Here is a 14,961-nt window from a genome sequence, read left to right on the forward strand (position 1 = left end):
CAAAAAAAGGAGTGGGAAGCCCACTCCTTTTTTTTTACTTCTATCTAAGCAATTTCAATTTTACGTCGTGGCTTCACATTGAGAGATATCTAAAATGACCTCCGAAAAACCCGTATAATCACTATTTTCTTCCGCATTAACAAGCTTCGCACATACTAGGTAGTTGATATTTGCCGTCTTAGCTTCCATCCCACAGCCCAAACTGTCTGCAACGATGTATGGCTTTGTTAACTGACTCAGCTGTGGCCCATGAGTAAGACCGTAGCAGCCAATCAGAGGAACTCGTTCAACAAAGAACTCACTAGGATCATTTACGTTTTGAACCACAATAAAGGCACGCGTATTAGCGTCGAAAGTGGCTTGGGCGCTCAGCGCAGACAATGTTAGCAAAAGGACCGTCATTAATTGTTTCATGATAAACTCCTATGTTTATAGGATGCTTATTCCACAAAAACGGCTGAAAGCCTAAAAATCCAGTCGCAAACCGCGGCAAATTTGCCGCACGAGAATCGATAACAAAAAAAGCCCACTGAGAAGTGGGCTTTTTTATTACCAGATGAATCCACCAAATGTCAGATAGATCGTATAGAGCTGTGATTGCCCGTTCAAAGACGAACGAGCCACGATGATTGGAACGTCGGCATCCATTTGAATACCGCTTTCTCGCACTAGCCATTCGCCAGTCACAGCGGCTTCCCAGAACCACACGTTTTTCTTTTCACTTAAGCGCATACCACCAATTGCAACGCCCACCATCGGGCCTTCAAATTGAATGCGGCTATAGGGCTGATCAAACTCTGGCAATTGTTGATTATTTAAATAAATAACATTGATGTTCGAACCAAAAAAGTAACGAGCGTAAGGAACTTGCTCATCCATCCACCCCGACGGCAGTCTTTGACGAGCACCGATCGATAACTGAGTTCCCCATACGACGAAGTTATTCACGCGAGAAAATCTGATAAAGGAACTTGCCTCTAAAGCCCAATCCTCATTCAGATAATAGCCCACATCTGTTTTGATCGAAGAACCAATAGAGTAATCTCTAGAAGAACCTTCCACCAGATACACACCACCATGCAATCCCATACCGACATCGATATGCAATCCCGGTCTCCAGATCTGATCAATCGGCGGGAGCTCACGAGGCTTGGTCGGAACATTGGGATCTTCCACCAGCTCTTTACCGTTCAAAGCTTGAAGCAAATAAGTTTCTTGCGCCAACGCAGTTCCAGAAACCAGTAAAGACAGAGTTAAAGCAAATAATCGAAGAAGTCTCATTCAAAACTCCACGACACTTGCACGCCTTTAAAGTTTTCACTCACAATTGGCATCGCTACATAGCCATAGCGAGAATCAGGCAAAATCGTGAAAGGATTGAATACATATCCTAATAAACGATTCGGCCAAGTTTTTTTGGAATGGAAATAAAGACTTAATTTTTCAAAACCAAAACCAACAATCGTTCCTAACACGGGTGTCAGATAAATATCTTGAAGACTCGGAACCTCTGTCACCGTTTCAATTGCAAACTCAAATGCTAGTGACGAAGTAACTGCCCACAAGAATGCATCTTGCTCAATATAACCACGCGAACGGTAGTACTGATAATAAAGCTCGCCCGACAAAGAGTGCTTAAAGATATTGTAGTCAAACGTGTCTTTATCGTAGTCAGGATGAAATGGATTATTAAAGAAGTTATGCCACGAACCGTGAGATTTAATCGTTTCATGCTGGGAGCCGATATAAACAATCCACTGAAGACCATACATGATACCAAAGTTTTTTAACTTTTCATGCTCAGCAAATTCAGTTTTAGGAATGTGTTTATACTCCTCAAACATTCCGGTTGGTTTTTTATGAATTGATTCCGCCGTCGTCGTGTCCTCCGCATGAACAACAGAACCAAATAAAACCACCACACTCAGTAGTAAGGATTTAAAAAACTTTCGAGAAATTAACAAGCGCGCCTCCTGGAATCGGCACCGGATAGATGAGTGTGGTATTATCTTTTTTGTCGTTAGTCACTAGCGCACTTGCACGTCCCCAATAAATTCCAATTGCTGCCGCAGCAACACAGTCACTGAGCCAATGTACTTGCGAAGATATTCTGGCCGCCGCAATAAATGTTGCAACACCATAGGAGGCCGTACCAACCCACGGCCCGTATGAATATGCCATCGAAGTTGCAAGCGCGAATGCATTTGAAGTGTGACCAGAAGGCCACGACCATCCGCGATCACTATTAGGACGATGACGATTAATACTCGCTGCCAACGTTACGTGAGTGGCTGTCGTCATCATCATCGCACGGAAAGTTTGGAGTCCTCCGGGTTGATCCCACCAAAGCTGAGAGATCGCAAGTGCAACACCTGGCCCACCACTCGCTAAAAATCCTCCGAGCTGCTCCCAAGAATCCGACATGATGTGATGTTTTTGAGTATACTCAAATAATTTATCGTCCTGACTACCCGCCAGTGCAGAAGCCATCAGACCTCCGACGATAATCTGAGCTCCAGTCTCATCATAACTTTTCACAATGGTTGGTTTTATCTGGTCTTCCCACACCCAAGGGAAAAACGCTTTGCTGTCCGTGGGATCATTCCACTCAAAAGCTGCCGCGAACACATTGGTAGACCAAAAAATAGTGGCAATTGCCACTGAGATATAAAGACGAAGTGATGTCATTTGCTAAGCTTAGCTTATTTGTTTTCATTTGCAAGAACCAGCTTCGTAACAACTTTCTTTGCTAGTCCTAAGAAACAGGAGTACAACAAAACCTGAGGCTCTTCTATGTCAGCGACGATTACTTCTTCTGGACAAAACTCACCCGCATCATCCAATCGACTCTTATGGCTAGTCGCAATCGGATTCTTCATGGAGACCCTCGACTCTACGATAGTAAACACAGCTTTGCCTAGTATGGCCAAGAGCCTGAATCAAAGTCCGTTCCTGATGCAATCCGTAGTCATCGCATACTCCTTAACAATTGCGGTTTTAATTCCTGCATCGGGATGGATTGCAGATCGCTTCGGCACACGCCGAGTCTTTTTCTCAGCAATTCTTTTATTTACTTTGGGCTCTTTAGCCTGTGCGATCTCACAAACACTTCCGCAATTGGTATTCTCGCGAGTTCTTCAAGGCGTGGGCGGCGCGATGATGATGCCCGTCGGAAGACTTGCCGTCCTCAGAGCTTTTCCTGCGAATCAATTTTTGCGCGCAATTAGTTTTGTAACCATCCCTGCCCTGATCGGTCCTTTGATTGGTCCAACACTGGGTGGCTATTTGGTGGAGTACGCTTCATGGCACTGGATTTTCTTAATCAATATCCCTGTGGGAATTATTGGGTGCATAGCAACTTACATCGACATGCCTGACATCCGTGGGGTGGAAGTTCCGAAATTTGATTTCGCGGGCTTTATGATGCTTTCGACTTGCATGGTGATGATCTCGTTTGCCCTCGATGGACTGTCAGAGTTGGGATTCCCTCACGCCGTTGTTTTGATTCTTGCAATTTTTGGTTTGGCTTCCTTAAGTGCTTACTGGCTTCACGCAAGACGCTCAGAGCGCCCGCTGTTTTCTTTGAAACTCTTTAATTCACAATCCTATACCATCGGACTTTTAGGAAATCTGTTTGCACGTATCGGCAGCAGCAGTATGCCGTTCCTGATCCCGCTTTTCTTGCAAATCAGTATGCACTACTCCCCTTTTGAAGCAGGTCTTACAATGATTCCTGTAGCACTTGCGGGAATTTACGCGAAAAAACTGGGCACGCCGATTATCTTGCGTTTAGGTTATCGCCGCACACTAGTTTATAACACCTTGTGTGTAGGTATTATGATGGCAAGCTTTGCACTCATCACCGCGGAACAACCCAAATGGATTCGCATTTTACAGCTTCTTGTTTTCGGTACAGTGAATTCGCTGCAATTCACTGCCATGAACACTCTGACTCTAAAAGACCTCAACGCAAAACTTGCGAGCAGTGGAAATAGTTTATTTTCAATGGTGCAAATGCTGGCCATGAGTTTTGGTGTTGCGGCGGCTGGTGCCTTGCTGAGTACTTTTGCTTCTCACTATCCAGCTATGGAAGGTGGCGGCATGGCTCTGCAAGCGTTCCGTGCCACTTTTATTTGCATGGGCTTGATCACTTGCAGCTCTGCCTGGATTTTCTGGCAACTTCCACCTGAAATTATGGCCCGCGCCGAAGACCCTAAAAAGGTCACAGTCGAATAGATTGGTTTATACGCCGACGCTGCATTTCCTAGAGGAAAATCACGTGAATCTCTGACCGGGATCAATAATAATCGCTGCCAGAAAAGGTGGCGTTTATGGCATTTCGTTGGATCGGTAAATCTCAAGATGGAAACACAGTTACACTGAATAAACTTGTGGAGTGCCCTGTTACATTTCCCGAATATGCAACAGACACTTGGCTAAACACCAACCAAGACATCGTTCGTAAGGGCATGGTTTTGGACGTTGAAACTACGGGCCTCAACCAATCCGAAGACCAAGTGATCGAAATCGGTTTACGCCAATTTGATTTCAATAAAAACACCGGCGAAATTTTACGCCTCGGCAAATCCTATTCTGCATTCCAAGATCCAGGTCGTCCGCTGTCTCCAGAAATTATTGCTTTAACTGGGATCACTGATGCCGATGTTGAAGGTAAAAAAATTGATTGGGCCTTGGTGGATCAACTGATCAGCGAAACTTGCTTGGTGATTGCTCACAACGCAAAATTCGATCGCCCGTTCATTGACCGCAAATCAAAAACTTCCACGGAAAGAATCTGGGGATGTTCGTTTAAACAAGTCGATTGGAATGCCAAAGGCTTCACAAGTCCAAAATTAGAGCTTTTGAATATCTATCACGGATTCTTTACAGATTCTCATCGCGCGCTGAACGATGTCGATGCTTTGCTTTATTTGCTAAGCCATAAAGATGGCAACGACAAAACGTACTTGCTGGAACTAACTAGCAACGCAAAACGCATGATGACCCATATGATCGCAAGCTCAGCGCCTTTTGAATCGAAAGAGCATTTAAAAACTCGCGGCTATTCTTGGGACAACACGAATCGCTTTTGGTCGAAGGTAATTTTTAAAGACGACGTGAAAAACGAAGTCACTTGGCTTGAAGACACCGTTTACTGCGGACCATTCAACGGCATCCAACGTGATATCGCTTTGATGGATAACTTCAAATAGTTATTTGACCGAAAGAATTTCGTATTCGCGAACTTGGTCGCCCTGCTCAACCACGGCGACATCGCCTTCGCGAAGATCCAAGAGAGCCTCACCTAAGGGGCTGCTTGGTGTGACGATCTGAATGCGTTTACCTTCATAGGTCACATTAACGCCCCCACCATGGGTCATCATCAATAAAAGACTGTTCTTACCGTTGTGTTCAACTTCCAGCAAAGCAGTCCCGGCGATTTTATCCTCAGGACCGAAGTCCTTAACTGACACGTGCTTTATCACGACCAAAAGTTCTTTGATTTCTGCGATACGTTTGGCCTGGCCTCGCGCTAGGTAGGAGGCTTCTAAGCTGCGAGTATCGTATTGGTTTTCAGGCTTACTTTCCTCGCTCGTAGCGGCCTCGATCGAAGCTTTCGCCGCCTCGGTCAGGATCTCAAGATCTTTTTCAAGTTCAATTCGAATTTGATCTATCAATTTTCGCTTATCCACAACGCCACCTCGATGCTACAATGACTCTTTTAGAGTGACTGATTTGATTGAGGATTGCAATATGTCTGATTCGTTTCTTGCCATTGACTTTGGAACAAGCAACTCGCTGGTGGGTGCATTTCATCAAGGAAAAACACACGCAGCGCTTCCGCTGGATCCTAAAGCCGCAGATCCCACATTGATGCGCACTCTTTTGTATTTTCCAAATCCGGATCTTTGTTATTACGGCTCTGAAGCCATCGAACAATACATCGAGCAAGATATGGAAGGTCGCCTTTTTAGATCTTTCAAATCCCATCTGCCGAATCAAAGCTATTTGGGGACTGTGATTGATAACCGTATCGTGACTTTGGAAAACATGGTGGGGATCTTTTTGCTCGAACTAAAAAAGCGTGCAGAAAAACACTTAAACCAAGAAGTCACCAAAGCCGTTATCGGCAGACCCGCAAGATATTCCATGGACCCCGTTGCTGATGGATTCGCCCTTCACCGCATGGAAAAAGCGGCAGCAATGGCTGGCTTTAAAGAAGTTCAATTCGTACCAGAACCTTTGGCTGCGGCATTCGATTATCGCAAACAAATCACCAAAGAAAAAATCGTTCTGATCGGCGACTTCGGCGGAGGAACTTCAGACTTTACTTTAATCCGACTGCGCGCTGAGGGCTTTGATAACGAAGACGTTCTTGCCATCGATGGGTGCCCGCTCGCGGGTGACGCATTGGATTCCGTCTTCATGAGCCACCGTTTGAATGAATACTTCGGAGCAAAATCTCGCTACCGCTTGCCAATGAGTAGCAATGTTCTGACGATGCCTCCGGCAGTCACAATGAAATTGAATCACCCAGCCCACATCGTGCATTTAAAAGAAAAAGACACTTACGAATTCATCCGTGAAGTGAAAAAGTGCTCTTTGGGAGCAAAAGACAAAGAAGCCATCGAGCGCCTTTTCGTGTTGCTTGAAGATCAACAGATCTTCCCGTTCTTTGAATCCATCGAAAAAACCAAACGCGGTCTTTCCGGCGCTGAAAAATTTGAATTTAGCTTTGACTACCCAGAATTAGAAATCAAAGAGGAGTTCACCACAGCTCAGTTTATCGAGTGGGCTATGAACACTCGCCAAAAGATCTTTGAGGGCTTGGATCGCTGTTTAGAATCTGCGGGAGTCACCCCAGATAAAGTGGACCTCGTCTGTCTCACAGGCGGAACAGCCAAAGTGCCATTTATCCAAGCTGAGCTCGAATCCAGATTTGGCAAAGACCGCCTCCAAACCCAATCTCACTTCCACTCCGTGCTTTCGGGCCTGGTAGAATCGGCGAGCTTTTGGGCAAATGGACAGAAGGTCACTTAAATTTCATCTCATATTCATCCTGTTAGCTTTCAAGGGCTGTCATCTAAAACCATGACAGCTGTCTAACTTTTTCGTTTCTTCCCCACTTATTTTACAAATGGCCCTGGCCCCCAAGTTGCTTTGTCTCAAAGTACGCGGAACGTTTTCACTTCTAAATTCGCTCTGGGGAGGGCTCAATCATGAAAGCACATATTTATATCAACGGTATCCACGCACTACCACCGCAACTTAAAAAAGATAAATCACTGAAATCAGAAATCGTCGAAAATCCATATGACTTGCGCGAAAGAATGAAAGACGAAACAATCGCCGAAAAAATCATCGTGGCCTTTTTGCCATTCTTAGAAGTTCGCCATTACGAACTTTATATGCACCTGCAAAAAACCACGCCGAATCTTAAGATCTTTTTTATCGTAAGCGAACTTTCCAGCAATATGCGTATCCGTTTGCGCGCTGATAATAACTTTATCGTGATGTGGAAAACCGAAGAAACCAGCCTCGTTAAAAATATCCACAAATATTTGGATGGCAAAGCCGTGGAGTCACGCCAAGACCGCAGGGAGCACGCCACCTCTAAGGGATTACTAAGTCCTTCCAAATTGCCACTGGGTCAGAACAAAGGCTTTCAACCCATCTTGGGAGGAAGTTTCGAGAATCTTTCCCCGCATGGCACCTGCATGAAGATTCAGGCACCATTTTATGAACACAAAGACTTTGTGAATTTGACCTACCAAAACAAAGAAGGTGACTTCGTTTCTTTGGAAGGACAAGTGCGCTGGTCCAAATGGAATAAAGAGACCGCAACCCAAGAATTGGGCGTGCAGTTCCTCTCTTCTGTCATTGTTTAAAAATATTTAATGTACGTTTGATGAAATCTCCATGGCCGGCGGGAAGAAACAGATCGTGGGCGACCTTCCCGCTTGCCAGTCCTTCAGAAACGCAGTTTAATTTGATCCATGATTGAAGCTTTGAAAGAAAAATCTGAATTAGTCACTTGGTCTCTTCTAATCCTCTTAGGCGCACTCTTCCTCTACATCAATCTCCCGTTTGTTGTACCTTTGATTTTAGCTAGCATCTTTGCGATGGGCTTAATCAATTTGGTCAATCGCTTGGTTCGCAAAACACGCGCACCTCGCTGGCTGTCGGTATTGGGATTGGTTTTCGTGGGTTGCTTTATGGTTTGCGTGCCATTGACCTTGGCGATTTACCGTATCGGAGTTCACTTAAGTGCTCCGCAAGAGATTCAAAACTCTCAAGCGGTAAAACAACTTCAACAACTGCAAGAGTCCGGTTTGAATTTACTTAAGCAAGCCACTGAGTGGACTGGGTATGACTTGGTCACTCCAGCACAAGGAATGCTTCAGTCTGTAGGCGGCAAAGTAGGCAGCTGGATACTAGCTTATTCTTCGGATGTCGTGGCGCAATTACCGGGGATCTTATTTAATATCTTTATCTTTGTCCTCTTCTTGTACTTCTTGCTTTTAAAAGCCGGAGAAATCAAAACATTCACTTTGAAATACAGCATCGTTGATGAAAACCTCATGGAGTCTTTGATCAAGGTAGCAAAAGACGCTTGCGCAGTGACTTTATTTTCGACCTTCGTGATCGGCGTGATCCAAGCCTTCTTTATCGGTATCGGTGGATTGATTTTTGGTGAGGGTGATTTCTGGTTGGTGGTGACTGTTACCTTCGTAGTTTCCTTTATCCCAATCATTGGTGCCGCCCCTGTCGGATATTTGCTTTCGATTCTTGCCTTTATCGGTGGCCGTACAGGCGCTGGTATCGGGATGGCTGTGGTCGCAACTATTGCAGGAACCATCGACAATATTCTAAAACCATTCCTAGCGGGAAACATGGGCGATCAAAAAATCAATCCAGTGGTTGGCTTTACCTGCGTGATCGGTGCGATCGTGATGTTTGGTATTTCTGGTTTGCTACTGGGCCCAGTTATCATGAACTTAGCTTACGGAGCGATTCCCCTGCTGCTGAAACATCTAAAGCACAACGGCTCAACGTTCTTTAATCACAACACGCCGACCGACACTTAGATATAATTCTCACAGAGAGAAATAAAAAAGGCAGGATCATCTCCTGCCTTTTTTTTAGAAGTAAGGCCTTACCTTTAAAGGTAAGGACGTACCTTTTAGACTTTCTTTAGGAAGGACTTGAAGAAGTCGTTTCCTTTGTCATCGACGATGATGAATGCTGGGAAGTCTTTCACTTCGATTTTCCATACGGATTCCATGCCGAGCTCTGGGAAGTCGAGCACTTCTACTTTCGTGATGCACTCCTTACCCAAACGCGCCGCCGGACCACCGATAGAACCTAGATAGAATCCACCGTGCTTTTTACAAGCGTCTGTCACCTGTTGAGAGCGATTGCCCTTACCCAACATGATCATTGAGCCGCGCAGGCTTTGGAATGTATCCACATATGGATCCATACGCTCTGACGTTGTCGGACCGAATGAACCAGAAGCATAACCTTTTGGAGTTTTCGCAGGACCTGCGTAATAAACCGCGTACTGCTTAAAGTAATCAGGAACACCTTCGCCGCGATCTACTTTTTCTTTCAACTTAGAATGGGCGATATCGCGCGCCACGATCATCGGACCGTTTAGCATCACGCGAGTTGCTACCTTCAATGAAGAAAGGATTTTCAAAGTTTCTTCGATCGGTTGATTCAAATCAATGCTGATCGCTTCAGCTGCGGTGTCTTGCAAATGATTAGGCAAGTATTGTTCAGGGTGAAGTTCCAACTGTTCAAGGAAGATACCTTCCTTCGTGATTTTACCGCGGATGTTACGATCTGCAGAGCAGCTCACACCCACACCAATTGGACAACTAGCACCATGACGAGGCAGACGGATCACGCGCACATCGTGCACGAAGTATTTTCCACCGAACTGAGCGCCAATGCCGGATTCACGAGCCCATTGCTCGACCTTTTTTTCCATTTCAACATCACGGAAGGCACGACCGCCCTCACTGCCTGTTGTTGGAAGACCATCAAGGTAACCCGCTGAGGCGTATTTCACGATTTTCAAAGTCTCTTCCGCAGAAGTCCCGCCCACGCAGAATGCCAAGTGGTATGGAGGACAAGCCGCCGTACCCAAAGATACTAGAACTTCTTTGACGAACTTCTCGAAACCCTCAGGATTTAGAACCGCTTTGGTTTTTTGGTGCAAATAGGATTTATTCGCGGAACCGCCACCCTTAGCTAAGAACAAGAAATGATACTCATCACCCTTCTCTGCATAGATGTCGATTTGCGCTGGCAAATTTGTGCCGGTATTTTTTTCGTCAAAGAAAGTGATGGGCGCCATTTGCGAGAAACGCAAGTTGCGCTTTTGGTAAGTGTTATAAACACCTTTAGACAAATACTCTTTGTCATCAAAACCAGTGAAAACACTTTCACCTTTTTTACCGACAACAATAGCGGTCCCCGTATCCTGACAAGATGGAAACTCCATTTGGGCTGCGATAATCGCATTTTTCAAAAGGTCCACGGCCACGAAGCGATCGTTAGCTGAAGACTCAGGATCTTGAAGAATATGTTCTAGTTTTTGTAAGTGAGCAGAACGCAAAAGATGCGAAACATCGCTAAGTGCTTCCTGCGCGATCAACTCCAAAGCTTCAGGAGCAACCACCAGGACCTCGCGGTCGCCGATCTTTTGAGTGCTCACATGCTCTGAGGAGATTTTACGATACTGAGTGTTATCTTTTTGCTTTTCGTAGAGGGGGAAATATGTAAATGACATGCAATTGAGAATACGCCGCACAGGCCTAAGCGGCAAGGCGTGATGCTTCTAGGCACGAGCACAGACGCGCGCTAGCCCTCGGTTGGCTTTTTAGGTGGGACTTTTAAGGTGGGACTCTGAACGCCGCGATTACGGCAAATTTGTGGGACCGGGCTCTCTGCGTTCGAGAGGGGTCCAAGGACCTTCCGAGGGAGGAGAATCAAACTTGTTGTCTCCTTCTGATACACAACTTATCAACCTAGACCTATAAGCACAAAACGATAATATTGAGACCTCCCATAAGTTTTGCTTATGGATGAATTTATATGAATCTAAGGCGTATTTGAGGCTGCGAGAGACAAATCAGAGCGAAGTTCTGTAAATTCTCCACTAGAAATTTCAATTGTGAACCCTAGGCATCCTATGAATATTGTGATGCGCTGAATTTATAGCCATCTGAGAGTGAAATTGACCAAATCCTAAAGTTTGTGAAGGGTTAATCCACTCTCCCCCGATTGCAAATTGTAACTTTATCGCTTACCTTCACCTCGCAAATTTACATTTGGAGGCTTTCCATGGCTTTGTTACTCGTGGGGATGTGTCTTGCTGCGGTAATTTTTTTATACTTCAGCAACAATCCGCTGAATCATTCACGCAAGTTTATGATTCGTCGCTTCGTTAACTGGTTCCCATTGGGCATGTCCTATGCCTTCTTGTATATGGGTCGTTACAACCTGAACGTTTCCAAAAACGCCATGGGCGATATGATGACGAAGGAACAATTCGGTATCATCTTCGCTGCCGGAACGATCACTTACGGTTTATCTTTCCTAATCAACGGTCCTATCGTTGATAAAATCGGTGGTAAAAAAGGGATCATCATCGCAACCATCGGTTCATCTATTATGAACTTACTAATGGGTGGAGCGACTTACCTTTACCTAATGGGTCGTTTGAAAACGAACATGGTTGTCGCTTTCTCGATCTTGTTCGCCCTGAACATGTTCTTCCAATCTTACGGTGCAGTTTCCATCATCAAAGTAAAAGCTTACTGGTTCCACGTTCGTGAGCGCGGAGTTTTTGGAGCGATCTTTGGTACATTGATTTCTTTCGGTGTGTATTTCGCATTCGACTGGGGTCAAGCGATCGTTGAGGCTTCTAAGCTTCACATCGAAGGCCCAATGACTGGCTTCCAAAAATTCATCCAACATATCTTCGCCATCGACACAGGAACTACAAATGCCACTTGGTTGGTGTTTACGATCCCGGCCTTCTTGCTATTGATTTGGGCTTTGATCGACATGGTTCTTTTGAAGGACTCTCCTAAAGAAGCAAACTTCGGTGATTTCGATACAGCCGATGCGTCTTCTGGTGATGACGAAAACGTTAAAATCACAATGGGCTTGGTACTTAAAAAAGTATTCTCAAACCCAATCATGTACACAATCGCCCTGGTAGACTTCACTTCCGGCGTTTTGCGTAACGGTATCATGCAGTGGTATCTAGTCTTCGCTCACGAAATGAAACACGTGGACGAAAGCTTCTATCACGCGTCTGAGTTCTTTATTAAGAACTGGGGCTTGCTTCTGTGCTTAACTGGTATCGTGGGTGGTTTCGCAGCGGGTATGCTTTCAGACCGTGTGTTTAACTCACGCCGTGGCCCTCCAGCAGCGATCAACAATATGTTGATGATCTTCCTTTTGATCTTGATGTCAGTGTTCTTAACTAAAGAACCAAACATCGTGGGTGGTGCAGCAGTTCTTATCACGTTGGCGGTTATCGGGGTTCACTCCTTGATGTCTGGTACAGCAGCTGCTGACTTCGGTGGTAAAAAAATGACAGCAACAGCCTCTGGTATCGTGGATGGTTGCGTGTACTTGGGTTCTGGTATCCAGTCTTTGGCTATCGGTTACTTGTCAGTGAAAAGCTGGCACTACTGGCCGTTGTTCTTGATCCCGTTCGCAGTGATGGGCTTGTTCCTTTCTCTTCGCATGTGGAATGAACTTCCAGAAGCGACTAAGAAGTACATCCTGAAACAAGAGCAGGAAGCTGCCAAAGAACAGGCAAACGCGCTTCGCAACGAATCGCCTTCTACAACTTAAAGCTTTAAAGGCTCACCTCGGTGGGCCTTTTTTGTATCCTCACAAAAGCACTGCAGCTGGCCTTGCCGTCCTTGGGCCTTTTCATGCGCAATGAAAGGGTGTGTGCACCTTAGTGCGCCTTCACCAGGAGGTCGACATGAGAATCATTTGGGCCATGGATGCGTTCGAAGACAATAAAGAATTAAATCTAAAAATGGCGACATACCTTGCTCGCCTCCACGAAAGCACAGGGGCGGATATCGAACCGGTCTATTTGCTGCGTGAGAACGAGATCGTACTCCCAAGCTACGAAGTCCCTACCTGGGTCACAGATCACTCCAGAACGGCCGAGGCGCTCTTTAAAGAGGTGCTGGAGGACTATCAGCTGTCCTTCCTGCTAGAGCCTAAGGTGATCCCTCACGCGTCCCAATCTCACGCGGGGGCCGCTGAAACTTTAACCAAATATGCAGACCGCACGAAGGCCCAATTGATCGTTGTCGGCAGTCATGGCCGCCAAGGCTTTCAACGCTTTATTTTAGGAAGCTTCGCGGAAAGTTTACTTCTGGAGTCTGACATCCCGGTCTTTGTCGTGGGCGCTCACACTCAAGCAAAACCCATTTCAAATATTTTATTCCCTACAGAGTTTGGCGATCACTCGAAAGAAAATTTCCGACATGTTTTGGAGCTGGCAAAACAGTTTCACGCAGAGGTCACCCTCTTTCACAGCATTGCTCGCCCGATTGAAAGTCTGTTTGAAATGGACACGCGTCCCCGCGTTTATAACTTCAAAGGCAAAATGCTGACCCTTGAGCAAATCGTCGAACAGCAGATTGAACATCAATCACAGCGCGCACAGCATTGGATTACTTGGGCCCGCACCGAAGGTGTTGTGGCTCAATACCATATTGATAGTTCGTATAAGTCGATTGATGAAGCGATTTTGGAAGCCATTCCCCAGCATGATGTGGGACTGGTCGTTATGGAAGCCCAGAGCGGGCCTTTGAGTTCTGCGATCCTAGGAAGCTTCACCCGCAACGTGGTTCGGCAGGCTGAGTGTCCGGTGTATGTTCTGACCAGACACTTCTATGATCGCCCCGAGGATCGCTCCTCTGTTTCGAATCCCGCGCCTTAAGCTACGCGACCTTGAGTCGGACGCATGGATGGCGGAAGTTTTTTATAAGCATTGTTCAAATGTGTTTTCAAAGTCGCCTTCGAGATGAAAAGCTTGTCGGCGATTGCTTGATTCGTCATGCCTTGCATAGCCATTTGCATGATGCGGATCTCGCTTGGAGTAAGTCCTTTGTTCACAAAGAATGCTTGTTGAGCAGCTGCCTTTTCGGCCTCGTTCTGAATTGGGTAAAGCATCGTCATCATGTTGTCGCCGTCTTTAACCATCATCACGTCCACCAAGTTGCCTTCAACGTGTTGAGCTTTGAAAAGCTTCATACCGTCTTGAACTGGGGCTGCGGATTCCACCTGTTTGCACATTTCAGAGCAAGAAGCGCTCGTGCATGAACCGCCAACCTTAGGGCCACACATCTTTTGTGAAACTTCGTTTTGGAAGATGACTTCATTACTGCCATTACGTGTACAGATACCGAGTTTGTCACCTGTGCTCATTTTCGGACCTCCATCCTGAACTTACTCATATTATGCCACCTGACTCCTAAAACCGAGGATGATCTCGATCATAATTTCTTGAACTTTGTAAAATATGAGGCTGCGCCTACCATGCTTAATAACTCATCACACCGGACGAGAATGTCTCAGCTTGTAAGTTAACACTCGTTTATATACGATGTTAAGATAATTTTACAGAATCATTAAGGAATTTTGACTGATCTTCTGTTTTTTCGTGGAACAAACAGCCGTTTTTTCCGTGAAAATCTCGGAAAAACAGCCTTTTTCGGGTACTTTTATTGCGTCCATGTAATAAAAGGCGCTTTTACCCACTTTGTTTCAGAATAAGCCAATAGTTCAGAAAAAATTCTCGGATGTACACCATGGGAAACCTTAGGTCTCGTCATTTAATACTTTCCGAACTAGTATTGAATATTAATCTTCTTGGGCCGAATATGAACCTGAGCCAAGTTAATAAAC

At 45.5% G+C, this 14,961-nt stretch carries 15 protein-coding genes; 7 read left to right on the top strand and 8 right to left on the bottom strand.

Annotated features, from left to right (window positions below):
* Positions 1 to 60: 60 nt before the first annotated feature.
* The 5 genes from ACLVWP_RS10635 to ACLVWP_RS10655 all read right to left on the bottom strand — a co-directional run bounded on the left by ACLVWP_RS10635 (position 61) and on the right by ACLVWP_RS10655 (position 2,879).
* Positions 61 to 414, bottom strand: coding sequence for a hypothetical protein (locus ACLVWP_RS10635; RefSeq protein ID WP_413557224.1), 354 nt, complete (start codon positions 412 to 414; stop codon positions 61 to 63).
* A gap of 135 nt (positions 415 to 549) precedes the next feature.
* On the bottom strand, positions 550 to 1,281 hold the full coding sequence (locus ACLVWP_RS10640; protein ID WP_413557225.1) for a hypothetical protein: 732 nt from the start codon (positions 1,279 to 1,281) through the stop codon (positions 550 to 552).
* Entirely contained in the window at positions 1,278 to 1,964 is a 687-nt protein-coding gene (locus ACLVWP_RS10645) for a DUF3943 domain-containing protein (RefSeq protein WP_413557226.1), read from the bottom strand. The genes ACLVWP_RS10640 and ACLVWP_RS10645 overlap by 4 nt, the downstream gene beginning before the upstream one ends.
* Positions 1,939 to 2,688, bottom strand: a complete 750-nt coding sequence (locus tag ACLVWP_RS10650; protein WP_413557227.1) for a phosphatase PAP2 family protein — start codon at positions 2,686 to 2,688, stop codon at positions 1,939 to 1,941. The genes ACLVWP_RS10645 and ACLVWP_RS10650 overlap by 26 nt, the downstream gene beginning before the upstream one ends.
* Before the next feature lie 14 nt (positions 2,689 to 2,702).
* A complete protein-coding gene (locus ACLVWP_RS10655; protein WP_413561597.1) occupies positions 2,703 to 2,879 on the bottom strand; it encodes a hypothetical protein in 177 nt (58 codons plus the stop codon).
* On the opposite strand from ACLVWP_RS10655, the gene mdtD reads away from it, so the two are divergent.
* Both mdtD and ACLVWP_RS10665 read left to right on the top strand, forming a co-directional pair.
* Positions 2,794 to 4,236, top strand: coding sequence for a multidrug transporter subunit MdtD (gene mdtD, locus ACLVWP_RS10660; RefSeq protein WP_413557228.1), 1,443 nt, complete (start codon positions 2,794 to 2,796; stop codon positions 4,234 to 4,236). The genes ACLVWP_RS10655 and mdtD overlap by 86 nt on opposite strands.
* A gap of 95 nt (positions 4,237 to 4,331) precedes the next feature.
* Complete coding sequence (locus ACLVWP_RS10665; protein WP_413557229.1) at positions 4,332 to 5,213, top strand: 3'-5' exonuclease; 882 nt, start codon at positions 4,332 to 4,334, stop codon at positions 5,211 to 5,213.
* Here ACLVWP_RS10665 and ACLVWP_RS10670 read toward each other — a convergent pair whose 3' ends face one another.
* Complete coding sequence (locus ACLVWP_RS10670) at positions 5,214 to 5,693, bottom strand: GreA/GreB family elongation factor (RefSeq protein WP_413557230.1); 480 nt, start codon at positions 5,691 to 5,693, stop codon at positions 5,214 to 5,216.
* 61 nt (positions 5,694 to 5,754) lie between these two features.
* Here ACLVWP_RS10670 and ACLVWP_RS10675 point away from each other — a divergent pair, with 61 nt between their 5' ends.
* The 3 genes from ACLVWP_RS10675 to ACLVWP_RS10685 all read left to right on the top strand — a co-directional run bounded on the left by ACLVWP_RS10675 (position 5,755) and on the right by ACLVWP_RS10685 (position 9,089).
* Positions 5,755 to 7,041 (top strand): Hsp70 family protein, encoded by a 1,287-nt coding sequence (locus ACLVWP_RS10675; RefSeq protein ID WP_413557231.1) that lies wholly within the window; start codon positions 5,755 to 5,757, stop codon positions 7,039 to 7,041.
* 179 nt (positions 7,042 to 7,220) lie between these two features.
* Entirely contained in the window at positions 7,221 to 7,889 is a 669-nt protein-coding gene (locus tag ACLVWP_RS10680) for a PilZ domain-containing protein (protein WP_413557232.1), read from the top strand.
* Positions 7,890 to 7,997: 108 nt separating this feature from the next.
* Positions 7,998 to 9,089 (top strand): AI-2E family transporter, encoded by a 1,092-nt coding sequence (locus tag ACLVWP_RS10685; RefSeq protein ID WP_413557233.1) that lies wholly within the window; start codon positions 7,998 to 8,000, stop codon positions 9,087 to 9,089.
* Between the two features lie 95 nt (positions 9,090 to 9,184).
* Here the strand turns inward: ACLVWP_RS10685 and ACLVWP_RS10690 are convergent, their stop codons facing one another.
* The gene (locus ACLVWP_RS10690) at positions 9,185 to 10,801 is read right to left on the bottom strand and encodes a fumarate hydratase (protein WP_413557234.1); all 1,617 of its coding nucleotides are present in this window, start codon (positions 10,799 to 10,801) and stop codon (positions 9,185 to 9,187) included.
* A gap of 554 nt (positions 10,802 to 11,355) precedes the next feature.
* Here ACLVWP_RS10690 and ACLVWP_RS10695 point away from each other — a divergent pair.
* Both ACLVWP_RS10695 and ACLVWP_RS10700 read left to right on the top strand, forming a co-directional pair.
* Entirely contained in the window at positions 11,356 to 12,882 is a 1,527-nt protein-coding gene (locus tag ACLVWP_RS10695; protein WP_413557235.1) for an MFS transporter, read from the top strand.
* Positions 12,883 to 13,018: 136 nt separating this feature from the next.
* A complete protein-coding gene (locus tag ACLVWP_RS10700) occupies positions 13,019 to 13,993 on the top strand; it encodes a universal stress protein (RefSeq protein WP_413557236.1) in 975 nt (324 codons plus the stop codon).
* Here ACLVWP_RS10700 and ACLVWP_RS10705 read toward each other — a convergent pair.
* Complete coding sequence (locus tag ACLVWP_RS10705; protein WP_413557237.1) at positions 13,990 to 14,481, bottom strand: helix-turn-helix domain-containing protein; 492 nt, start codon at positions 14,479 to 14,481, stop codon at positions 13,990 to 13,992. The two genes, ACLVWP_RS10700 and ACLVWP_RS10705, sit on opposite strands and share 4 nt — an antisense overlap.
* Between the last annotated feature and the right edge of the window lie 480 nt (positions 14,482 to 14,961).

The sequence above is a fragment of the Bdellovibrio sp. HCB209 genome, assembly GCF_047306065.1.
Taxonomy (GTDB): Bacteria; Bdellovibrionota; Bdellovibrionia; order Bdellovibrionales; family Bdellovibrionaceae; genus Bdellovibrio.

What these genes read in the sequence shown, in the direction of transcription:
- ACLVWP_RS10635 (WP_413557224.1), bottom strand. Translation starts at nt 414, where the DNA reads ATGAAACAATTAATGACGGTCCTTTTGCTAACATTGTCTGCGCTGAGC.
- ACLVWP_RS10640 (WP_413557225.1), bottom strand. Translation starts at nt 1,281, where the DNA reads ATGAGACTTCTTCGATTATTTGCTTTAACTCTGTCTTTACTGGTTTCT.
- ACLVWP_RS10650 (WP_413557227.1), bottom strand. Translation starts at nt 2,688, where the DNA reads ATGACATCACTTCGTCTTTATATCTCAGTGGCAATTGCCACTATTTTT.
- mdtD (WP_413557228.1), top strand. Translation starts at nt 2,794, where the DNA reads ATGTCAGCGACGATTACTTCTTCTGGACAAAACTCACCCGCATCATCC.
- ACLVWP_RS10655 (WP_413561597.1), bottom strand. Translation starts at nt 2,879, where the DNA reads ATGAAGAATCCGATTGCGACTAGCCATAAGAGTCGATTGGATGATGCG.
- ACLVWP_RS10665 (WP_413557229.1), top strand. Translation starts at nt 4,332, where the DNA reads ATGGCATTTCGTTGGATCGGTAAATCTCAAGATGGAAACACAGTTACA.
- ACLVWP_RS10675 (WP_413557231.1), top strand. Translation starts at nt 5,755, where the DNA reads ATGTCTGATTCGTTTCTTGCCATTGACTTTGGAACAAGCAACTCGCTG.
- ACLVWP_RS10680 (WP_413557232.1), top strand. Translation starts at nt 7,221, where the DNA reads ATGAAAGCACATATTTATATCAACGGTATCCACGCACTACCACCGCAA.
- ACLVWP_RS10685 (WP_413557233.1), top strand. Translation starts at nt 7,998, where the DNA reads ATGATTGAAGCTTTGAAAGAAAAATCTGAATTAGTCACTTGGTCTCTT.
- ACLVWP_RS10690 (WP_413557234.1), bottom strand. Translation starts at nt 10,801, where the DNA reads ATGTCATTTACATATTTCCCCCTCTACGAAAAGCAAAAAGATAACACT.
- ACLVWP_RS10695 (WP_413557235.1), top strand. Translation starts at nt 11,356, where the DNA reads ATGGCTTTGTTACTCGTGGGGATGTGTCTTGCTGCGGTAATTTTTTTA.
- ACLVWP_RS10700 (WP_413557236.1), top strand. Translation starts at nt 13,019, where the DNA reads ATGAGAATCATTTGGGCCATGGATGCGTTCGAAGACAATAAAGAATTA.
- ACLVWP_RS10705 (WP_413557237.1), bottom strand. Translation starts at nt 14,481, where the DNA reads ATGAGCACAGGTGACAAACTCGGTATCTGTACACGTAATGGCAGTAAT.